29 protein-coding genes are annotated in these 19,584 nt (G+C 66.8%); 14 read left to right on the forward strand and 15 right to left on the reverse strand.

What is annotated here, in order from left to right:
• Positions 1–111 precede the first annotated feature (111 nt).
• A complete protein-coding gene (locus tag AC1RT8_RS08030; RefSeq protein ID WP_493075086.1) occupies positions 112–633 on the forward strand; it encodes a hypothetical protein in 522 nt (173 codons plus the stop codon).
• A gap of 89 nt (positions 634–722) precedes the next feature.
• Here AC1RT8_RS08030 and AC1RT8_RS08035 read toward each other — a convergent pair whose 3' ends face one another.
• On the reverse strand, positions 723–929 hold the full coding sequence (locus AC1RT8_RS08035; RefSeq protein ID WP_493075087.1) for a hypothetical protein: 207 nt from the start codon (positions 927–929) through the stop codon (positions 723–725).
• The gene (locus AC1RT8_RS08040) at positions 926–1,291 is read right to left on the reverse strand and encodes a hypothetical protein (protein WP_493075088.1); all 366 of its coding nucleotides are present in this window, start codon (positions 1,289–1,291) and stop codon (positions 926–928) included. Before AC1RT8_RS08040 ends, AC1RT8_RS08035 begins: the two co-directional genes overlap by 4 nt.
• A 223-nt stretch (positions 1,292–1,514) precedes the next feature.
• Between AC1RT8_RS08040 and AC1RT8_RS08045 the strand changes: the two genes are divergently transcribed.
• Both AC1RT8_RS08045 and AC1RT8_RS08050 read left to right on the forward strand, forming a co-directional pair.
• Positions 1,515–2,360, forward strand: a complete 846-nt coding sequence (locus AC1RT8_RS08045) for a hypothetical protein (RefSeq protein WP_493075089.1) — start codon at positions 1,515–1,517, stop codon at positions 2,358–2,360.
• 31 nt (positions 2,361–2,391) lie between these two features.
• A complete protein-coding gene (locus tag AC1RT8_RS08050; RefSeq protein WP_493075090.1) occupies positions 2,392–2,574 on the forward strand; it encodes a hypothetical protein in 183 nt (60 codons plus the stop codon).
• 30 nt (positions 2,575–2,604) lie between these two features.
• Here AC1RT8_RS08050 and AC1RT8_RS08055 read toward each other — a convergent pair whose 3' ends face one another.
• Positions 2,605–3,108 carry a hypothetical protein gene (locus AC1RT8_RS08055; RefSeq protein WP_493075091.1) on the reverse strand — a complete coding sequence of 168 codons (504 nt, stop codon included), beginning with the start codon at positions 3,106–3,108 and terminating at the stop codon, positions 2,605–2,607.
• A gap of 106 nt (positions 3,109–3,214) precedes the next feature.
• On the opposite strand from AC1RT8_RS08055, the gene AC1RT8_RS08060 reads away from it, so the two are divergent.
• The 3 genes from AC1RT8_RS08060 (at position 3,215) to AC1RT8_RS08070 (ending at position 4,617) form a co-directional block, all read left to right on the forward strand.
• Positions 3,215–3,346 (forward strand): hypothetical protein, encoded by a 132-nt coding sequence (locus AC1RT8_RS08060; protein ID WP_493075092.1) that lies wholly within the window; start codon positions 3,215–3,217, stop codon positions 3,344–3,346.
• A gap of 8 nt (positions 3,347–3,354) precedes the next feature.
• Positions 3,355–3,837, forward strand: coding sequence for a hypothetical protein (locus AC1RT8_RS08065; RefSeq protein WP_493075093.1), 483 nt, complete (start codon positions 3,355–3,357; stop codon positions 3,835–3,837).
• A 240-nt stretch (positions 3,838–4,077) separates the two neighbouring features.
• Positions 4,078–4,617, forward strand: a complete 540-nt coding sequence (locus AC1RT8_RS08070; protein WP_493075094.1) for a helix-turn-helix domain-containing protein — start codon at positions 4,078–4,080, stop codon at positions 4,615–4,617.
• Positions 4,618–4,645: 28 nt separating this feature from the next.
• Here AC1RT8_RS08070 and AC1RT8_RS08075 read toward each other — a convergent pair whose 3' ends face one another.
• The gene (locus tag AC1RT8_RS08075; RefSeq protein ID WP_493075095.1) at positions 4,646–6,007 is read right to left on the reverse strand and encodes an aminotransferase-like domain-containing protein; all 1,362 of its coding nucleotides are present in this window, start codon (positions 6,005–6,007) and stop codon (positions 4,646–4,648) included.
• A complete protein-coding gene (locus tag AC1RT8_RS08080) occupies positions 6,000–6,440 on the reverse strand; it encodes a DUF983 domain-containing protein (RefSeq protein ID WP_493075569.1) in 441 nt (146 codons plus the stop codon). Before AC1RT8_RS08080 ends, AC1RT8_RS08075 begins: the two co-directional genes overlap by 8 nt.
• 133 nt (positions 6,441–6,573) lie before the next feature.
• On the opposite strand from AC1RT8_RS08080, the gene AC1RT8_RS08085 reads away from it, so the two are divergent.
• Positions 6,574–7,149, forward strand: a complete 576-nt coding sequence (locus AC1RT8_RS08085; protein ID WP_493075096.1) for a hypothetical protein — start codon at positions 6,574–6,576, stop codon at positions 7,147–7,149.
• A gap of 36 nt (positions 7,150–7,185) precedes the next feature.
• Here AC1RT8_RS08085 and AC1RT8_RS08090 read toward each other — a convergent pair whose 3' ends face one another.
• Positions 7,186–7,644 carry a UrcA family protein gene (locus AC1RT8_RS08090; RefSeq protein ID WP_493075097.1) on the reverse strand — a complete coding sequence of 153 codons (459 nt, stop codon included), beginning with the start codon at positions 7,642–7,644 and terminating at the stop codon, positions 7,186–7,188.
• Positions 7,645–7,747: 103 nt separating this feature from the next.
• Positions 7,748–8,827: a phosphatidylinositol-specific phospholipase C1-like protein gene (locus AC1RT8_RS08095; protein WP_493075098.1), complete on the reverse strand. Its 1,080-nt coding sequence runs from the start codon at positions 8,825–8,827 to the stop codon at positions 7,748–7,750.
• 142 nt (positions 8,828–8,969) lie between these two features.
• Between AC1RT8_RS08095 and AC1RT8_RS08100 the strand changes: the two genes are divergently transcribed.
• The gene (locus AC1RT8_RS08100; RefSeq protein ID WP_493075099.1) at positions 8,970–9,311 is read left to right on the forward strand and encodes a hypothetical protein; all 342 of its coding nucleotides are present in this window, start codon (positions 8,970–8,972) and stop codon (positions 9,309–9,311) included.
• 19 nt (positions 9,312–9,330) lie between these two features.
• Here AC1RT8_RS08100 and yghU read toward each other — a convergent pair whose 3' ends face one another.
• Positions 9,331–10,206, reverse strand: coding sequence for a glutathione-dependent disulfide-bond oxidoreductase (gene yghU, locus AC1RT8_RS08105; protein ID WP_493075100.1), 876 nt, complete (start codon positions 10,204–10,206; stop codon positions 9,331–9,333).
• 126 nt (positions 10,207–10,332) lie between these two features.
• On the opposite strand from yghU, the gene AC1RT8_RS08110 reads away from it, so the two are divergent.
• Positions 10,333–10,818: a cysteine hydrolase family protein gene (locus AC1RT8_RS08110; RefSeq protein WP_493075101.1), complete on the forward strand. Its 486-nt coding sequence runs from the start codon at positions 10,333–10,335 to the stop codon at positions 10,816–10,818.
• Here AC1RT8_RS08110 and AC1RT8_RS08115 read toward each other — a convergent pair.
• Both AC1RT8_RS08115 and AC1RT8_RS08120 read right to left on the reverse strand, forming a co-directional pair.
• A complete protein-coding gene (locus tag AC1RT8_RS08115) occupies positions 10,809–11,228 on the reverse strand; it encodes a hypothetical protein (protein ID WP_493075102.1) in 420 nt (139 codons plus the stop codon). The two genes, AC1RT8_RS08110 and AC1RT8_RS08115, sit on opposite strands and share 10 nt — an antisense overlap.
• A gap of 80 nt (positions 11,229–11,308) precedes the next feature.
• Positions 11,309–11,920, reverse strand: coding sequence for a DUF4126 domain-containing protein (locus tag AC1RT8_RS08120; protein ID WP_493075103.1), 612 nt, complete (start codon positions 11,918–11,920; stop codon positions 11,309–11,311).
• A gap of 140 nt (positions 11,921–12,060) precedes the next feature.
• Between AC1RT8_RS08120 and AC1RT8_RS08125 the strand changes: the two genes are divergently transcribed.
• The 3 genes from AC1RT8_RS08125 (at position 12,061) to AC1RT8_RS08135 (ending at position 14,169) form a co-directional block, all read left to right on the forward strand.
• Positions 12,061–12,321, forward strand: a complete 261-nt coding sequence (locus AC1RT8_RS08125) for a hypothetical protein (RefSeq protein WP_493075104.1) — start codon at positions 12,061–12,063, stop codon at positions 12,319–12,321.
• Positions 12,322–12,388: 67 nt separating this feature from the next.
• On the forward strand, positions 12,389–12,811 hold the full coding sequence (locus AC1RT8_RS08130; protein WP_493075105.1) for a glycine zipper 2TM domain-containing protein: 423 nt from the start codon (positions 12,389–12,391) through the stop codon (positions 12,809–12,811).
• A 125-nt stretch (positions 12,812–12,936) separates the two neighbouring features.
• Positions 12,937–14,169, forward strand: a complete 1,233-nt coding sequence (locus AC1RT8_RS08135; RefSeq protein ID WP_493075106.1) for a hypothetical protein — start codon at positions 12,937–12,939, stop codon at positions 14,167–14,169.
• Here AC1RT8_RS08135 and AC1RT8_RS08140 read toward each other — a convergent pair whose 3' ends face one another.
• Positions 14,170–14,811, reverse strand: a complete 642-nt coding sequence (locus AC1RT8_RS08140; protein WP_493075107.1) for a TMEM175 family protein — start codon at positions 14,809–14,811, stop codon at positions 14,170–14,172. It lies immediately after the preceding gene.
• 110 nt (positions 14,812–14,921) lie between these two features.
• Between AC1RT8_RS08140 and hslV the strand changes: the two genes are divergently transcribed.
• Both hslV and hslU read left to right on the forward strand, forming a co-directional pair.
• On the forward strand, positions 14,922–15,476 hold the full coding sequence (gene hslV, locus AC1RT8_RS08145; RefSeq protein ID WP_493075108.1) for an ATP-dependent protease subunit HslV: 555 nt from the start codon (positions 14,922–14,924) through the stop codon (positions 15,474–15,476).
• A 131-nt stretch (positions 15,477–15,607) separates the two neighbouring features.
• A complete protein-coding gene (gene hslU / locus AC1RT8_RS08150) occupies positions 15,608–16,903 on the forward strand; it encodes an ATP-dependent protease ATPase subunit HslU (RefSeq protein ID WP_493075109.1) in 1,296 nt (431 codons plus the stop codon).
• Between the two features lie 3 nt (positions 16,904–16,906).
• Here the strand turns inward: hslU and AC1RT8_RS08155 are convergent, their stop codons facing one another.
• From AC1RT8_RS08155 to AC1RT8_RS08170, 4 genes are read right to left on the reverse strand one after another with little or no spacing between them, the layout of a single operon-like run.
• Positions 16,907–17,299, reverse strand: a complete 393-nt coding sequence (locus tag AC1RT8_RS08155) for a hypothetical protein (RefSeq protein WP_493075110.1) — start codon at positions 17,297–17,299, stop codon at positions 16,907–16,909.
• A gap of 50 nt (positions 17,300–17,349) precedes the next feature.
• On the reverse strand, positions 17,350–18,084 hold the full coding sequence (gene gloB / locus AC1RT8_RS08160; protein ID WP_493075111.1) for a hydroxyacylglutathione hydrolase: 735 nt from the start codon (positions 18,082–18,084) through the stop codon (positions 17,350–17,352).
• On the reverse strand, positions 18,081–19,136 hold the full coding sequence (locus tag AC1RT8_RS08165; RefSeq protein WP_493075112.1) for an NAD(P)H-dependent flavin oxidoreductase: 1,056 nt from the start codon (positions 19,134–19,136) through the stop codon (positions 18,081–18,083). Before AC1RT8_RS08165 ends, gloB begins: the two co-directional genes overlap by 4 nt.
• Before the next feature lies 1 nt (position 19,137).
• Complete coding sequence (locus AC1RT8_RS08170; protein WP_493075113.1) at positions 19,138–19,554, reverse strand: VOC family protein; 417 nt, start codon at positions 19,552–19,554, stop codon at positions 19,138–19,140.
• Positions 19,555–19,584 lie beyond the last annotated feature (30 nt).

A 19,584-nucleotide genomic window follows, 5' to 3' on the forward strand; every position in this document is an offset into this window, starting at 1 on the left:
CTACCGCGGCGATGCCTCCGAACATTACGGAAAGTTCATTCGCCATCCGATCGGGGCGGTCCTAGACAGGCCGTCCGGGATCCTCTGGTCAGGGTGGACAGGATGTTCGTGATGGCAATGGCCGCCGCGGCGGCGGCCCCGGATACGGCTCGGGCGATGACGACGGCCTATCAGTCCTTGTGCGTGGCGGAGGACGCGTCGCCCCGGGCCGTTCTCGCCCGCGCCGATCGCGGCGGCTGGCGTCGCGGCGGGGCGGATGCGCCGAAGGATTTCGATCCGGCGTTCGACCGGCTCATCCAGGCCGGCGATGCCACGCTGATGCTCGACGTGCGGGAAAGCGTGTCGCTCGGCGAACGCCGGACGATCTGCGGCATTTCCACCGCATCGCCCCAGCCGGCGCTCATCGCCGATGTCCAGGCGATGCTGGGCGTCGCCCCGACCTATCATGTCGCGGCCTCCGCGACCTTCTTCGCGTTGCGCGAGAATGGCGGATGGAGCGACGGCTCGAAGCTGACCCGCGCCGAGTTCGCGGCGGCCAAGGCGGCGGGCAGATTCTACAGCCTGGTGGTCGGCGGCACCGATCGCAACACGACGGTCTTCTCGATGCGGGTCCGGCCGGACTCCGGAGGCTAGGCAAGGCGGATCGCGATGCAAGACCGTGCCCGGATTGCCCAGGAAACTAGGTGGTCGCCCTCTCGCTCGTGAGAAATCGCTGATGATCTCTAGCTGTCATCGTCGAGTCTGATGCGGCGGCGGCTGCTTGGTGTGCCGCGCTGACGGACCACCAGTTTCTTGGCGCCCTTGCTCTCCGCCTGGGCAAGTGCCTCAACCTCCTCAACCGTGTCCGCTCGCGGATCAAGCCATGTGACAAGGAAGATATAGGCCGCCGCGCAGCTGAAACAGAATGCGATGAGGACGAGGAAGATCACGGCTTCGCCTCCGCGGGAAATCCGCTGGAGGGTGATACCCGGTCATCTGGCGTGAGGACACTGCAGGATCTCAGATTACGGCTCACGACCCTGTTGGCGCTCTCTGCGCTATCGCTCGAAATGGAAGGGTTGGGATGTTCGTCTTCGAGATAAGCAAAGGTATCCGAACAAATGCTTTCCCGAAAACGATACTCGGCATTCTCGCGCGCCGCCGCGACCTTGGCCAGTTCGACCTGAGTATCGGCCTGGATTTTATGCTCGTGCTCCGCGTGGAGGGCATAGGCGCCGTAGCCAGTCGTGCCGAGACCTAGCACTGTCGCGAAAAGAGAAACGACAAGTTTTGCATCGCGCTGCCACGTCATTGCTGCCCCCCGGCCTATCCTGACGCAGGTTATTCATCCAATGGCGCTGTCGATAGCCTACATGTCAGTTCTGGTGATAGTTTATCGGCCGGCAACCCCAGTCTTTCTCTGAATGGACCGGAACTACGATGGCACCGCGCGCCATCCAGAACGCGTGATCATCGTCACGCGCCCACCCCCGTCACGGCGCTACCCTCCGCTCGAAACAGCAGGAGCAGGAACCATGACGCGACTCTTGAAGCATGTCGCGCTGATCTCGGAATCGGCGCAGGTCTCCGCGGGCGATCTGATGAAGGTGGCGTCCGCGCTGCAGAAGCAGGCGACGCGCGATCTCGATCCGATCTGGGGAATCGGTGCGACCGTCGACGCCTTTGGCAGCGTGGCCGATATGCCGCTCGACTATTGGCCGATCATCATCCGCGACGATATCGGCTACGCCGCCGCCGGCATCCACCTCGATCGCAACGGCCAGCCCTTCGCGCTGGTCTCGGCTGATCCCGGCCGCGACGTGTGGTCGCTCACCTGCTCGCACGAAATGTGTGAGATGCTCGTCGATCCCTTCGGCGACCGGCTGGTGGCGGGTCAATCGATCAAGCCGGGTCAAGGGCGTGTGAACTATCTGGTGGAGGTCTGCGATCCGTCGGAGGACGCGTCCTTCGCCTATACCGTCAACGGCGTGGTCGTGTCGGATTTCTACACGCCGCATTATTTCGATCCGGTCGATGCGGCCGGCGTCCGCTATTCCTATAGCGGGGCGATCCGGCAGCCGCGCACGATCCTGCCCGGCGGTTACGTCTCCTGGGTCGATCTCGCGACTCAGATCTGGTGGCAGCAGACCTGGTTCACCGGAGACGCGCCGGTCTTCCGCAAGCTTGGCAAGCTGTCGTCGAAAATGTCGCTGCGCTCGCAGATCGATCGCCGGACGGCGGAATTCACCGCGCAGGCGGTCGGATCGGGCGGCGAGATGGCCCTGCGCGCCGCGCGGCCCGCCGCCTCGGCGGACGATGCGGCCAGGGCCCGGGCGGATGCGCTGCACGCGCAGATTGGCAGCCTCACCGCAAAGGCCTAGCGTCGGTCGGCGACAACCGGATGAGGATGACATGGCGCGCACGCCGGCAAAGGACGGGGAAGGGCGCAAACCCAAGCCCAAATTTTCTTCCAAACCTGCCGGCGTGCGCGCCACCTCATCGGATTTTGTGGCGTCGCTGGACAAGCCTGCATCCTCGCCGCTCGATTTCGTCAATCGCCGGATGCAGGAACTGGATGAGTCCGGGGACGCCTGACGGCATCACTGCGACCCGCTCAGCGCTGTCTTATCCCCGACACCCCTTCGCCCGCTGCAGCCCGCGAAGGAAACCGCGCCGCGCAAAGCCGGCATCGAACGCCGCATTCAGCCGCCGCTCGGCCGGCCCCGCGCCGCTCACCTCGCGGACGAGCCCGCGGAACGGGATCAGCGAATTCACCACCGCCGCCCCGCCGGCCTTGGCGATGTTGCGCTTCTTCGCCGGGGCGTCATCGTCATAATCCGGCCCGAGTACTCCGGTCAGCGCCGCGATCGAGCTGCCGATCTGCCGGCAATTGCCGGCGCCGCGCAGGGCATAGGGATCCTTGCTCACCTCGATCAGCAGCGGCGGGATCTTCGTCTTCTCGATTCCCACATCGCGCGCCGGCTGAGAGACGATCTGCTCCGCTTCCTGGCCAGTCGATCTCTTCTGCTCGGCCTGGCCCGCACCGGCCGGTGTCGCGATTCCCGCGGCAGAAACCGCTACCAGCGCGGCGAGCGCCGCGGGCAGGATCAATGATGTCCGTATCGTCATCGGCACAAGACTCCCTATGGGTGAGATCGAGGCGTCTTTGCCTCCGGCCCCCTGAACGATCGATACACGCGGGCGGCCCCGGTCGGGAAGAAATATAGCGACGCGCATGGTGCAGTCCCATACCCCCGCCAGGCGCGCGATCGCCGATGTCTCGCGCGCGATATGCAATACCGGCTATCGGACCCGGCTGACGGGCGATCCCGAGATGGCGGCGCCAGAGAAGGACATGCCCGGCTGATCGATCGCATGGTCGCCACGGCGTCGGCGCAGTGCGATCGGGAGCTGCCGCTGCTGCTGGATCGCCACCGCGAGGCCGTCAGGGCTTATTGGGCGAAGGAGGTCACCCCGCAACAACTGGCGCGGGTCGCCGCCGCACTGGCGCCCTCGGCTCTCGCCGCGCGGGAAGTGAAGGTCGAGGTCCGTCCCGGCGATACGCTGGAGCAGATTCAGGATCGTACGCGACGCGCCACTGCGGAAAAGCGCGCGCAGCTCGAGCGGTCGATGCCGGCTCCTGTCGTCGCGCCCGGCGACGAGACGCTGGCGGCGCGCGTCAAGACCTATGGAGCCACGTCGCAAAAGGACCTCGACAGCGATCCGCACGGGACGAATGTCATTATCGATGAGGCCATGCGTGCCTCGATCCATGCCGCCAATCTCTATGCGCATGAAAAAGGTTTCAGCGATATCTTCGTCGAGCAGCCGGTGCCTCCTGGTGTCGCAGAAAAATAATTTATATATATCAACATGTTATCTTCTTTTGCGAGAAAGGGGGGTAGCTTGGGCGAGAACCGATCCCCGCCCGACTAGCCGTGCCAAAACCATCCAACACTGCTGGCGCGGTTTTGCGCGGTTTCCCTCGCGGAATCGCGAAGGCCTCGCCCTGAAACGCGAAGGGTTTTGGCACACCGTCCAACAATCGCGCGCAGCGGCTTGATTCAACCGTTTCGCACCGGCGGCTATCAAGCCTCCATGCCGACAGGACGCCCTCCGCTCTATCGCCCCGCGCATGCCGAACAGGCGCGCAAGCTGTGCCGCAACGGCATGACCGATCGCGAGGTCGCCGACATCCTCGGCGTCTCGATCCGCACCTTCTATCGCTGGCGCGGCGAGCATGACGATTTCGCCGACGCCGTTCGGGTCGGCAAGGACCGGGCCGACGACCGGGCCGAGAGCGCGCTCTATCAGCGCGCGGTCGGCTATGAGTATGACGATGTGAAGGTCTTTGCCGGCGGGGCGAATGGGCCGGTGGTCGTGCCCGTTACCGTGCATGTCCCAGCCGATGTGCGCGCGACCCTGCAATGGCTCGGCTGCCGCCGTCCCCGATCCTGGTCGGCCCTGGCGCGAAAGGAAGAGTCGGCGGAGGACAAGGATTACGCGCGGCGCCTCGGTCTCGCCTTTGAGCGCGCCGAAGAGCACAGGCGGCAGAGAGAAATCGAAGACAAGATCCGCTTCGACAAGAGGGTTGCGGATGGCATCGCCGCAGGCCTCGCCGCGCATGGAATTGCCTGACGCCATTGCCTGGTCGGGAGCGTGGCCCTTACACCAAAGGCGTCGCCCTGCCGCGCGGTTGCGAGAGATGCCCGTGCAGCACGCGCAACGCCCGCGCCAGCCGCTCCCGGTCGAGCAGCCCGCCCAGCGACACCCGCGCTGCCTGCATATCGTCGTGCTCGACCGCGAAGCTGCCTGCTCCCACCACCGACAGCCCGTGCGGCCGCATCGCCGCGGCCAGGTCTTCGGCACGGAGATGGCCGGGCAGGGGGAGCCACAGATGATAGCCCTCGGCCGACCGCGCGCCCGCCAGGTCGCCGAGTACGCTCCCGGCCAGCGCCTGCCGCCAGACGATCTCGCCGCGCATCGCGCTGACCAGCTGCTCGAACATCCCGTCGCCGATCCACCGGCTCACCATCGCGGCGTTGAGCGGCGGTGCCATGATCGCGGTCTCGTGTACATCGGTGGCGAGGCGGATCGCGCTGCCCGCACTCGGTGTCCGCACAAAGGCGACGCGCAACGCCGGCGTCACGATCTTGGACAGGCTCGCGACATACCAGCAGCGCTCCGGCGCGAAGGCGGCGATCGGCGGAATCGGGTCACTGGCGAGCAGCCCATAGGCATCGTCCTCGATCACTTGCAGGTCGTGACGCCGCACCACTTCTGCGATCGCTGCGCGCTCGGCCTCGCTGACGGTCGCGGCGGTCGGATTGTCGTTGGTCGGCACGACATAGAGCGCGCGCACCGGATGGATGCGGCACGCCGCCTCGAGTGTCGCGGCGTCGATCGCCTCGAGCGGCAACAGGGTCAGGCCCAGCCGCTCGGCCAGCGCCTTGAAGCCGGGATAGGCGAACCGCCCGCATGCCACCGTGTCGCCCGCGCCGAGCGTGGAGGTCAGGATCGCATGCAGCGCATTCTGCCCGCCCGCCGTCACGATCACCTGCTCCTCGCCGCTCGGCAGGCGGCGCCGGGTCAGCAGGTCGGCGCCGGCCGCCCGATCCTGCGCGGCACCGCCCGCCGGCGCATATTGCAGCCACGCCATCTCCGATCCGGCGAGCAAAGCGGCGGACGTTTCGTTGATTGCCTGGCTCAGCAGTCCGCCGGGGATCTCCGGCGGCATGTTCATGCCCGTATCGACGAGGGGCGGCGGCACGATCGGCTCGTGCGTGGCGGCGACGAAACTGCCCGCCCGGCCCCGCGCCTCGATCAGACCGCGCAGCCGGGCGGCATCATAGGCCTTGGTTACCGTGGTCAGGTCGACGCCCAGCTTCGCCGCTACCTCGCGCTGCGGTGGCAGGCGATCGCCCCGGCGCAAATCCCCGCGTACGATCGCCGCATCGAGCGCGTCGGCGATCGCCTGATATTTGGTGCCGGTGCTGCGCGTAAGGTCGGGGAGCCACCCGTCAGTCATCGAAATTCCCGACTCCCTCTTCCGGCGCGCGGCCGTGCAGCTTGTTCCACAAGGCGCCGGTGCCCGCTTCCTGCGCCCTGTTTACATATTGCGAGGCGACCAGCCATCCCTTGATCGGCCGAAGCGGCAACAGGCACCCGAGCAGCATCACCGGGATCGAGGTCACCAGGTGCACCCAGAGCGGCGGATGATACGCCACCTCGATCCATACCAGCAGGAAGGTCAGCGGAAAGGCGACGATGCAGAGAGAGAAGAAGGCGGGGCCATCGTCGGGCGCGGCGAAGCGGTAATCGAGCCCGCACACGTCGCATTCCTTCGTCACCTTCAGCCAGGACGTGAACATGTGACCCTTGCCGCAGCGCGGGCAGAGCCCCTTCCATCCCGCCTTCAGGATCCAGCGGAATTTCTCCGTATCATTCTCAAACCGCATCATCATGCATGCCTTTTGTATCCATACAATAAGCCATACATAATGCAGGTCGCGCCGTGAATCCAGTGCTGCCGTGATTGCCCGCAATCGTGCGATCTGCCACCTTCCCGCCCGGCTCCGTCGAGAGAGGGCGCTCATGGCCAATGATCTCTTCCTGCACGTGCGCGTCATCGTCGGGGTGATCCTCGGCCTGAGCGTCAGCCGGCTGCTCCTCGGCCTCGCCGCCTTTGTCGAGCATCCCGGCAGGCGCAAGGTCAGCCTGCTTCATCTCGGCTGGGTGGCCTGGGCGCTGCTCTCGGTCATCGGCTATTGGTGGTGGGAATTCCGGCTCAACCAGATCACTGACTGGACGTTCGGGCGCTATCTCTTCATCTTCGCCTATGCGTCCTGCTATTTCCTGATCTGCGCGATCCTCTTCCCCGGCGATCTGGAAGGGTATGATGGGTATGCCGATTATTTCCTGTCGCGGCGCAAATGGCTGTTCGGCCTGATTGCGCTGACCTTCTTCCTCGATATCGGCGACACGCTGCTGAAGGGCATCGCCTATTACGAGGCGCATGGACTGATGTATTCCGTACGGGCCGTGCTCTCGATCCTGGGCTGCGCGCTCGGCGCGGTCATCGCCTCGCGCCGTTTCCAGCTCTGGCTGGTGCTTGCCGCCATCCTCGGCCAGCTCGGCTTCTTCTTCGTCTATTTCGACCGGCTGGGGTGACGGGAGCGGCGCCCGTGCGGCGCCGCTCCCGGGCCGTCACGGATAGGCCGAAGACTCGTTTTCCGGATAGGTGTTTTCCCAATCGGCCGGATAAGGCGCCTCCCAGCGTGCGGGGGCGATCCAGGCGGTGCCGCGCGGCGCGAAGTCCTGTCGGACCGTGCCGACCCGACGCATCGCGTCCCTGGTCGCGGCGTCGCGGCACGATGGCGCAAAGCTCGACGAGGCGCTGTCCGGCTCGCCCAGCCGGTCGCACAGATAGCGTGCGGTCAGGCTGACGCGGCGCCGCAACTCGCGCCAGTCGTCCCGTAGGCTCAGGTCGAGATCGCGGTAGCTGACCCGCTGCGACAGCGAATCCACATTGTCCGGCACCCGGCTCCAGCGGCCGGTGACGATGATGTCCTCCTCGGTCTGCGCCGCGGCTGGCGGGGCAGCGCCTAGCAAGGCGCCGGCCAGCAACAGCCCGCACGCCGCGGACGATAGGGAAAGGGTTTTCATGGGAGCTACTCCTGGTTCAAGGCGGCGCCTGCCGGCGCGCGATCGAACCCCCGCTCCGGCATTAACCGTCATGCCCCGGCCGGTGTTCCCTTTCGGGAGCCCGTCAGCGCTTCTCCAGGACCCCGCCCGGGCAATCCGCGGCACGCCGCACCGGGTTGCACCGCGCGGTTGCGCCCCCCGGCAAGCGCACCTGATATCCGCCCGCGAACCGCGCGTCGGGCCACAGATAATCGGTCGAGACATATTGGGCACCGCTCGCCAGCGCGGCCTCACGCCGTTTGGTGTCGTCGACCCGCGCTTCCCTGGTATCCGCGTCGGCCCGCGTCCGCACCAGATAGCCCGCCGCCACATCGCGCCGGATGCGCGCGCCATCGGCAATCGGGTCGTTGATCGTCAGATAGGCCGCGGCGGGTGACTCCTCGTCCGTGCTGATGAAGAACACGCGCCCCTCCAGCGACCGCCGCGCCCCGCGATAGCCAGCGACTTTCTCGGGCGATTCATCGAGCGCGAACAGGAAGCGCCCGCGTGCCTTGGCGAGCGTCGGCCAGTTGCCGGCGCGCACCGCGTCGCGCAGCGTAGGAAAATTGCCCTGAACCTCGTCCGGCACGATCAGCTTCTTCGCAGGCATCACTGACCGGATCTCGGCATCCAGCGCATCCCATGCCGCCGCATCGAAGGGCAGCGCGTCGATCCCGCCGCGCCATGCATTCTTCTCGTCCTTGGCGTTGAACATCAGCATGATCGGCACATGCCCGGGGTGCTTGTCCGACCAGCGCAGGATGCTGCGCAGGCACTCGGTCAGCAGCACGCAACTGCTCGAATTGTCGATGCCCGGAATGTGCAGCACCTTGAACCCGGGCCGCAGTAGCTTCGGGTCGTTCGATCCCTTCGCGTAGAAACCGCCCCTGGGATCGTAATTGACGTCGATCTCCAACTGCCGCGCGCCCGCATCGAGCTGCTCGGCCAGCGGCCGGTGGGCATAGTCGAGCATGTCCGCGATGGCCGCGTTGGCGGCGCGCACCTTCGCCATGGTTTCGGCCGGCATCGCCAGCTTGTAGCTGTTGTGCGTGCCGACCACGCTGATGTCGTTCAACCGCAGCGGCGCGGGTTTCGGGGCGGGGGCAGCGGCGAGCAACGCCAGGGGCAGGATCGCCATCGCCACGGGCATGCGCCTTGTGCTCATCGTCATTCCTTCCAGGGCCGGTCGCACTTCCCGATCGCGGCGGCGTCTTGTCAAGCCGAGCCGATTTCCGTGTCGCCCCGATGACGCTTGTATTCGGTCCGGATCGGGACCAATCATCCTCCGGCAAAAGGGGGAGGGTGCAATGAAGCTCGCCATGATTCCGTTCGCATTGGCCGCCATACTGGCCGCCAGCCCCGCCCTTGCCGAGAAATGGGTGACGGTCTTCGATGACGAGGATGCCGAGATCATGGGCCAGGTCGACAAGGACAGCATCCGGCGCGGTGCCGACGGCCTGGTCTATTTCACCGCCGAGGGTGCCGGCAAATCCGACAAGGCCGCCGATTGCCGTTCCCGGACTCTCTACACGCTCAAACTCTACGTCATGAACGGCATCGACTACCCCGACTGGCGCAAGGACGGCCGGGAGGTCGTGCCGCAATCGGTGGGCGAGGCGATGCTGCTCTACGCCTGCGCCAACGCCTGACGAGGATGGGCGCCGCCGCTCAGTCGGCCGGCGCGAGCTTGTCCTGCGTCTTCGTCAGGAAATCCGCCGCATCGTGGCGCTCGTGCAGCTGGGTCGCCGGATCGCCCGTCACGCGGTTGACCATCCGCCCGCGCTGCACCGCCGGCCGCGCCGCGATCTGGTCGGTCCAGCGCTGCACGTTCTTGTAATCCTGCACCTGCAGAAATTCGCCCGCGTCATAGGCAAGGCCCTTGGCCAGCGCGCCATACCAGGGCCAGGTCGCGATATCGGCGATGGTATAGGCGTCGCCCCCGAGATATTCGCTCTCGGCCAGCCGCCGGTCGAGCACGTCGAGCTGGCGCTTCACCTCCATCGCATAGCGGTCGATCGCATATTCGATCTTGATCGGCGCATAGGCGAAGAAATGGCCGAAGCCGCCGCCCAGGAAGGGCGCGCTGCCCATCTGCCAGAACAGCCAGGACAGGCATTCCGCCCGGGCGGCCGTCTCGGTTGGCAGGAATGCACCGAACTTCTCGGCCAGGTGCATCAGGATCGCGCCGGATTCGAACACCCGGATCGGCTCGGGTCCGCTGCGGTCGAGCAGCGCGGGAATCTTCGAATTGGGGTTTACGTCCACGAAACCGCTGCCGAACTGGTCGCCCTGGTTGATGCGGATCAGCCAGGCGTCATAGTCGGCGCCCTCATGGCCCAGCTCGAGCAGTTCCTCGAGCATGATCGTCACCTTCACGCCATTGGGCGTGCCCAGCGAATAGAGCTGGAACGGATGCTTGCCGACCGGCAGCTCCTTGTCGTGGGTCGGGCCCGCGATCGGCCGGTTGATGCTGGCGAAGGCGCCGCCATTCTCCTTGTTCCAGGTCCAGACCTTGGGGGGCGTGTACTCGGCGGCATCGGTCATACGGGGCTCCTTGCGCTATCGGGGAGGAGATAGTTGCTTTCGGTCGCGTAACCAGTGCGGCCCGGGACCGATCCGAAATAAACTGCGCCGGGTTGCAATTCCCCCGCAGGTCGAGTGGAAGCGGCCATGCGCCAGGCCCTGCTCGTGGTGGACGTCCAGCCCAGTTTCGATCCGCCTGCCTGGCTGGTCGAGGAGATCGGCGCGCTGGCCGCGACCATGTATTCGATCGCGACGGTCGAGCGCCACGACGAGGCGGTCACCCCGTTCGAGCGCCAGCTAGGCTGGAAGCCGGCGCCTGCCGATGAGAGCCTCGTCCAGACCGACGCGCTGTTCGTGAAGCACGGCTATCTCCCGCCCCTCGCGGCGATCGACCATCTCCGCGCGCTCGGCGTTGAGCGCGTACTGGTCTGCGGCATCCAGGCTGATACCTGCATCCTTGCCGCGGGCTTCGCACTGTTCGATGCCGGATTGCGACCGACCCTGTTGCGCTGGCTTACGATCGGCTCGTCGCTCGATCGGTCAGCTGCGCTGGGCGAGCGCCTGTGGCGGCATCATTTCGGCGCCGTGATCGCGTCGCGCGACGAACTCGTCCCGGACGGGTCTCACCAATAATTGGCGGGGTCGGGCGTCGGGGCCTTGCATGCTCGCGTACTGCCATGCTTGCAGGCGTAGACCTGGCGCCGCCAGTCGCGCATCGCATCGGCATAGGCGCGCTCCTTGTGATCGGCGATGCGGGCATCGCGCGACACCTCGCGGTGATGCGCGCGGAGCGCATCCCGATATGCTGCGAGATCGGCGGCATATTGCGCATCGGCGCTGGCCTGTGTGTCGGCATTGACGTCGGCGACCGCATCCTGGCGGGCGGTCGCCTGCGCCGCGACATCCTTGTTGGCGGCCGCGACATCGGGGCTGTTGACGTCATTCTCTGAACCGGACGGGGCAGGGGCGGGCGTCGTCTGGGCGGTTGCGGGGGCGGCGCTGCCCAGCAGGGCAAGCGCCAGCGCGAGGCTCATCGTCTTCATGATTCAACTCCGTACACAGGGCTTGCTAAACGGCTGCGCCGGGCCGCTGTTCCCCAGTGGCTGCCGCCCGCTGCGCGGCGCTAGCCCGCAGGTGGCGGGGCGGCCGTCCGGCCTAGCTGCATCGCCCAGCGCAGCACCCGCCGCACCATCACCAGCGCGGCGATGGCGCCCGCCAGCAGCAGCACCGCCACGCCGATCGCGATGACCGGATTGGCCAGCGCCAGCAGCAACAGCCCGCCCGTCGCCACATCCTCGGCGGTGGAAACCAGCACATTGCTCACCGGCTCCGGGCTGACATTGACCACCGCCCGCGTGCCTGCCTTGGCGCTATGAGTCAGCAGCGAAGCGCCGCCGCCCAGGATCAGCGCGATCACCTGCCATTTGGGGTCGCCGGGATCGACGATCGCCAGCGCGAGCAGCGCCCCGCCGACCGGCCGGATCAGCGTGTGGACGGCATCCCAGGCGCTGTCGATCCACATCACCTTGTCGGCCAGGAATTCGGCCAGCGCCACGACGCCTGCCACCCCGATCACCCAGGGGTTGGCCAATATATCGAGCTGGTGGAGATGCGCGGGCAGGGCGATCCAGCCGGTGTGCATCGCCACGCCGGTGGCGAAGATGCAAAGATAGAGCCGCCAGCCCGATAACAGGCTCACGCTCGCCGCCACGCCCAGGATTTCCGCCGCGCCCATAAGCTGAGGATCACATGACCCGCGCCCGCGCGCAACCGTCCCGCCGGAACACCGCGTCCACCCGCCCGTTGATACGGCAAGCTTTTCAACCAGCACGGTAAAGCAGCATGGCGACGCGAAAGAACCGGAAAGCCGAACCCATGCCCCTGATCGGCCGCAAGACGGCCATCTCGCTCGGCGCCGCGGCAGTCGCGATCGGCGGGGTGCTCGTCACCCTGCTGGCGCGGGGCCGCAGCTATGCCGCATCGGCCGAACATGCCGCGCCCGATCTCGCGCTCGACCGGTCCCACCCGGGTCCGGAGGATCGCGCGCCGCCTGCATTCCGCCCGGACCCGACCGCACCGGTTCCTGCTGCGGAGCGCGAGGCTCTGCGCCCGCCGCCGGGCTTCACCACGCACTAAACCCTGGAGGTTGCAACCATTCCGGCCCCTTCGCGTTGCGCAGGCATAACGAAACCGGGAGAGTGATATGCGTACCATGACCCTCGGCCTGCTGGCCGCGGCAACTCTTGGTGCAGGCCTCGTGACAGGCTGCACCAGCTATGGCGACGACGGGATGGACCCACGCTACCGCAGCTATAGTCAGTATGATTACGATCGGCCGGACCCGCAATATAACGGCTATTATGCCGACCGTTATTACCGCGATTCGCCGCGCTATCGCGAGCGCCGGCTGTCGCGCAACGACCGCATCTATCGCGGCCAGGACGGGCGCTATTATTGCCGCCGGTCGGATGGCACCACTGGCCTGCTCGTCGGCGCGGCGGTTGGCGGCCTGCTCGGCAACATCATCGCGCCGGGCGGCTCCAAGACCCTCGGTACGCTGCTCGGTGCAGCGGGCGGTGGCGTGGCCGGCGCCTCGATCGATGCCGACAACACGCGCTGCCGGTAACTAACGCACCGGGCGCGGCCAGGCCGCGCCCGGCCACGTCGCGTTCCTCCTAGCGCGAGATCGGGGGCACCTCTATCAAGTCCCGGTCCGGTCCCACATCGTCGGGGTCGGCTACCGGGGGAACGATGGACGATCTTCCAGCGACAGCACAGAGTGGTGCGATCGTACCGCAGACCAAAGGCCGCACGCTCGCCTCGATGAAGCAGCGTTCGGCCGAGCTCTGGGGGAGGACCCGCACCGGCCTCGCCGAAGGGCTGCAGACAGCGGGCGCCACGATCGAGAGCGTCCACCGTCGCCTCGTGCTGGTGGTCGCCGCGATGATCGGGTTGCTCGTCGCGGGCGCCATCTTCCGCAGCCTGGGCCTGCCGCAGCTCAACTATCTGCTGATCGCGATCTTCGGCATCGGGGCGCTCTATGCCTTTCTCAACCCGATCCATGTCGTCGGCGTGCTGCTGGTCAGCGGCGGCGTCGGCGCGGTACGCGGAGTGGATGGCGCGCGGGATGCATTGCTCGGCTACGCCAAATTGCTCGGGCGGGTATTCCTCGCCTTTCTGGTGCCCTTGCTGTTCTTCGCCCTCGCGTCCGGCGACCGCTCGCTCGGCACCTCGCTCACCTTTCTCGTGCTGGCGCCGGTCGCGGTGCTCGTCGTCTGGCTGTTCGGCCGGGTTGCGCCGAAGGTGGAACGCGCTGTGTTCGTCGTCATCCCGCTCGGCGCGCTGCTGCTCGCCGCTGCCAACATGCTGATCCCGCAACGCATGCTCGCCGCCATCGGCGTACCGGCGTGGCTTCGCGCCGATCGTCCGCAGGATGAGGAACTGGCTCGGCTCGAGACCCTGATCGAGAAGCGCAAGAACGAACAGCGCGCGGCCGAATTGCGGGCGATCAGCGCCAAGATCGAGGCCGGCGAGAAACTGACGCCCGAAGACGAGGCGATCGTCGCCGCGGCCCAGGCCGATCGTGTCACGCTGACCGGCTGGTTCGGCAAGAAATACGATGCGGCGCTCGCCGGGATCAGCGAGCGGGTCGAGGCTCAGCGCAAGGCCGCCGTGGCGGCAGCGGCAGCCAAGGCTCGGGCAGTACCGGCTCCGGGGCTGGTCAGCCTTCCGAACATAGGCTGGTCGATCGCCGTCGCGGTCCCGTCCGGCTACAGGCTCTGCCCCAGAGCCGACCGCGGCGAGCGGAGCTATCGCACCCAATGCCATCTGCGCGGCACGTCGGACGGCCTATGGTATGCCGGGGATTCGGACCAGTGCGCACCGGCGGTCATCGATCGCAATCGTTTCCGCAGTCGCGGCAGCGCGCAGGACGTCCGCTATCGCTTCGTGCCGGTCGCCGGCGCCTGCACCGATCCGGCCTGATCAGGCGGCGGCGGTCGCGAAGCTGCGCCGGGTTCGGCGTTGCAGCAGGATGCGCCACAACGGAATCGTGATCAGCGCGATCTGGCTGAAGCGCGCATCGACGAAGCAGAGCAGCAGCGCGCAGAGCGCACCGAGCATCACCGACCAGCCCCGCACCCGGGTCAACGCGATGATCAGGGGATCGGCATGGTCGCCGACGACGGGCGGGCTCGTTACCATCCGGTTGAGACGGACGTTGAGCAGCCCGCAGACGATCAGCGTCAGATTGTAGAAGGCATGCGGCACCAGCATGCCGAGATTGCCCGCCATGAAGGCGGTGGAGAAGGGCATGAACACGATCGCGCAAAGGAAGGCGAGGTTGGGCGCGAGCAGCGCGTCGCGGTAGTGCGCGGCAAGGCAGAAGGCGCGGTGATGCCCGGCCCAGAAGGCAGCGATCACCCAGAAGCTGACGAAGAAGCCGAAGAAGCTCGGCCACAGATGCGCCAGCGCCTCCAGATACTCGGCGTTGCTGCTGCCGATCGGCAGGCGCGGGACGTGGATCTCGATGATCAACAGCGTGATCGCGATCGCGAACACCGCATCGGAGAAGAAGACGAGCCGCTCCAGCGCATGCTCGGGCCCGCTCATATGCTTCGTCACCATCGTTTCCCCCCTGGAGCCGCGCGTCCTTATCGGGCAAGCCCTTGTTGCGGTGCAACCGCCAAAAACACGTCCGGATTGCGCACCCGCTTTTGCCATCCCATATGCGCCCCATGAGCGGGAACGACACAGCGTGGCACGGCACGACAATTCTCTCCGTGCGCAAGAATGGACGCGTCATCGTTATTGGCGATGGCCAGGTGACTCAGGGCCAGACGGTCATGAAGCCCAACGCGAAGAAGGTCCGCCGCCTCGGTGACGGATCGGTGATCGGTGGCTTTGCCGGCGCGACGGCCGATGCCTTCACCCTGTTCGAGCGGCTGGAGCGCAAGCTCGAACAGCATCACGGCCAGTTGCTGCGCGCGGCGGTCGAGTTGGCCAAGGACTGGCGGACCGACAAGTATCTGCGCAACCTCGAGGCGATGATGATCGTCGCCGACAAGGAGGTGACCCTGATCCTCACCGGCAATGGCGACGTGCTCGAGCCGGAGGCCGGCGTCGCCGCGATCGGATCGGGCGGCAACTATGCCCTGGCCGCGGCACGCGCGCTGGTCGATTATGAGGAAGATGCCGAGACGATCTGCCGCAAGGCAATGAAGATAGCCGCCGATGTCTGCGTGTACACCAACGAACGCCTGACGGTCGAAAGCCTGGACAGCGTAAACTGACCTATAAAGCCCCTCCCCTTCAGGGGAGGGGTTGGGGTGGGGGCTTCCGATTGCCCCATCTACCACCCTCATCGTGTCCCACTGCCCCACCCCAACCCCTCCCCTGAAGGGGAGGGGCTAAAGAGTAGAAAATGAACGAAGCCCTCACTCCCAAAGCCATCGTCGCCGCGCTTGATGAGCACATCATCGGCCAGAACGACGCGAAGAAGGCGGTCGCGGTCGCGATGCGCAACCGCTGGCGCCGCCAGCAGCTCGGCGCGGATCTGCGCGACGAGGTCACGCCCAAGAACATTCTGATGATCGGCCCGACCGGCTGCGGCAAGACCGAGATCAGCCGCCGCCTGGCCAAGCTGGCCGACGCGCCCTTCGTCAAGGTCGAGGCGACCAAGTTCACCGAGGTCGGCTATGTCGGCCGCGACGTGGAGCAGATCGCCCGCGACCTGGTCGAGGAAGCGATCCGGCTGGAAAAGGAACGCCGCCGAGTCGCAGTGAAGGACAAGGCCGAGGAGGCGGCGCTGGCGCGCCTGCTCGACGCGTTGACCGGCAAGGGCGCAAGCGAGGCGACCCGCGAGGCCTTCCGCCAGCGCTTCCGCGACGGCCATCTCGACCAGACCGAGATCGAGATCGAGCTTGAGGCGCAAGCCCAGATGCCGTTCGAGATCCCCGGCGGCGGCGCGCAGATGATCAATCTCAGCGAGATGATGGGCAAGGCGTTCGGCGGTGGCCAGATGAAGCGCCGCAAGCTCACCGTGCCCGCCGCCTGGGAGAAGCTGGTCGAAGAGGAAGCCGACAAGCGCCTGGACCAGGACGAGGTCAGCCGCATCGCGCTGGCCGATGCCGAGGCGAACGGGATCGTCTTCCTCGACGAGATCGACAAGATCGCGGTCAGCGATGTGCGCGGCGGTTCCGTGAGCCGCGAAGGCGTGCAGCGCGATCTGCTGCCGTTGATCGAGGGCACCACGGTCGCCACGAAATACGGGCCGATGAAGACGGACCACATCCTGTTCATCGCGAGCGGGGCGTTCCATGTCGCCAAGCCGAGCGACCTGCTGCCCGAGCTTCAGGGTCGCCTGCCGATCCGCGTCGAGCTGAAGGCGCTGACCGAGGATGATTTCGTCGCGATCCTGTCCGACACCAAGGCCTCGCTGACTCAGCAATATGTCGCGCTGATCGGCACCGAGGGCGTGGCGGTCGAGTTCACCGAGGACGGCATCCGCGCCGTCGCGAAGATCGCTGCCGAAGTGAATGGCGAGATCGAGAATATCGGCGCGCGGCGGCTGCAGACGGTGATGGAGAAGCTGCTCGAGGACGTCAGCTTCAACGCCGAGGATCGAGTCGGCCAGACGCTGGTGGTCGACGGTGCCTATGTCGACAAGCAGCTCGCGGTGATCGCCCGCAACACCGATCTGTCGCGGTTCGTTCTCTGAGCCTCAGCCTTTCGGCTTGTCATAGGGCGTGAACTTGCCCAGCCGGCATATGGGGCCGGGCACGACGCTGCCCGGCTCCGTCGGCCGGAACAGGTCGTTGCGGCACATCTGGCTGCCATGCGCCTCGATCACCAGGATCGAGGTCGGGCGCAGCGACGGGCAACTGGCTTCGAGATCGTTGCGGTAGATGTGGCGGCCCGATCGGTAGAGAAGGGTCTTGTCGTCGATGATCTCCGGCCCGCCGGCGAAGGACCGGTCGATGCAGTCGACCGGCCTGCCGGCCGTGCGCCCGGCCAGCGCCTTGGCGAGATTCTTGTCTTCGGTGCTGGCCTGCGGCGTCGCCGAAGCCGCGCACCCGGCCAGGGCGATCGCTAGCAGGGGAAACAGGATACGCATGACGATGCTCCTCGATCCGACGCCCCCGGTCGCCCGTTGATATACTTTATTCAGCCGCGAAAAGCATCCTTGGCCGCACGTCGATGACGGAGCTGCTCGGCGGATTCCGCACGCAGGAACGGGTTGGTCGCCAGTTCCTCGGCGATCGTTGTCGGCACCGTGGCCTCGCCGCGCGCCCGCGCAGCATCGACTGCCTTCATCCGTTCCCGCGTCGCCGCATTGTCAGGTTCGGCGGCGAGCGCGAAGCGGCCGTTGCTCTGCGTATATTCGTGCGCGCAATAGACGATCGTCTCGGGCGGCAGAGCGGCCAGGCGCTGCATATTGGCGAACATCTGCCCGGCATCGCCCTCGAACAGCCGGCCGCAACCCATCGCGAACAATGTGTCGCCGGTGAAGACCACCAAGTCGCCCGGCAGATGGAAAGTGATGTGCCCCGCGGTATGCCCCGGCGTCTCCAGCACGGTCGCGACATGATTGCCGAGCCGTACGCTGTCGCCCTCGGCCAGTTGAACGTCGAGCGTCGGGATGCGCGCCGCCTCGGCCGCCGGGCCGGAGACGATTGCCCCGGTCGCGTCCTTGATCGCCGCATTGCCGCCGGTATGGTCGGGGTGCCAGTGGGTGTTCCAGATCTGTCCGATCCGCCAGCCGCGCCGGTCCGCTTCGGCCAGCACCGGCGCTGCCTCGGCCGGGTCGACCGCCATGGTCTCGTCCGACACCGGATCGTGCACCAGCCAGATATAATTGTCGCTCAGCGCCGGAATGCGGACGATCTCGAGGTCGGTCATGCAAGACTCCCGGAAAGGGCGGCGCTGCCCAGGCGCTCGGTCACGGCGGCGGCGGATTCCGCGCGGGCGAGGCCGATGCCCTGGCCGGCCCAGAGCGAGGTATAATCGTCGCGCCCCTCGCTCTCCGCCCTGGCGCGCAGCGGGGCGAGCGCGGCGCTGGCATAAGGGAAGGGCGGCGCGGCGGCGCTGACGGGGCCGAGCGTATCGATCAGCCGGTTGCGCAGCCCGCGCGCGACGCCGCCGGTGAACAGGTTGGTGAAGACCCCGTCGTCAGCCGTCGCCGTTTCGAGCCGGCGGCGATGCACCGCGCTCGGCCGCGCCTCGGGCGTGCGGAGATAGGCGGTGCCGATCTGCACCGCCGCCGCGCCGAGCGCGATCGCGGCCGCCGCGCCATGCTCGTCGGCGATGCCACCGGCGGCGATCACGGGCACATGCACCGCCCCGACGATTTGCGGCACCAGCGCGATCAGGCCGACCGGACGATGACCGGCGAGGAAATGCCCGGCATGGCCGCCCGCCTCGAAGCCCTGGGCGATCACCGCGTCGCAGCCGCGTTCGACCAGATAGCGCGCCTCGGCGACGCTGGTGGCGCAGCCGAACACCAGCACCCCGGTCGCCTTGACCCGCTCCAGCAGATCCTCGTCGGGCAGGCCGAAATGGAAGCTGACGATCTCGGGCCGTACGGTGCCGACCGCGTCGGCCATTGCGGCGTCGAACGGTCGGCGCAGCGGTGGCACATCGGTCGGCGGCGCGACGCCTTCCTCGGCATAAAAGGGTGCCAGCGCGCTACGCCATGCCGTCTCGTCGGGCGGCGGACCAAGCTTGTGGCAGAAGAAATTGAGATTGAGCGGCCCGGTCGCCGCCGCGCGCACCGCCGCTGCCTGTGCGACCACCGCTTCGGCATCGAGCACTGCACAGGGCAAGGATCCTACCCCGCCCGCGCCCATCGCGGCGACCGCGAGTTCGGTCCCGGCGAAATTGGCCATCGGCGCCTGTACGATCGGCAGGTGCGCACCGGTCATCGCCAGGAACGCGCGGACCGCCGCGCCCATGTTACCAGACGCCCGTGTTGGGCATCGACACCCAGGGCTCGGCCGGTGGCAGATGGCCGTCCTGGAGCAGCTCGACCGAGATATCGTCCGGCGTGCGCACGAACGCCATGTGCCCGTCGCGCGGCGGGCGGTTGATCGTCACGCCGCCGTCCATCAGCCGCTGGCAGGTCTCGTAGATATTGTCGACGCGGTAGGCGAGGTGCCCGAAATTGCGCCCACCCGAATAATCCTCCGGGTCCCAATTATGGGTCAGCTCGACCTCGGCCTGCCCTTCTTCGCCGGGCGCCGCCATGAAGATCAGCGTGAAGCGGCCCTGCTGGCTCTCCATGCGCCGCACTTCGTTCAGCCCGAGCAGGTTGAAGAAACGGATCGTCGCGTCGGGATCGGTGACGCGGATCATCGTGTGCAGATACTTCATCGGCGGGCCTCCTTGGTCCCGCGAGATAGG

This window comes from Sphingomonas sp. GW821-FHT10F11 (genome assembly GCF_058809095.1).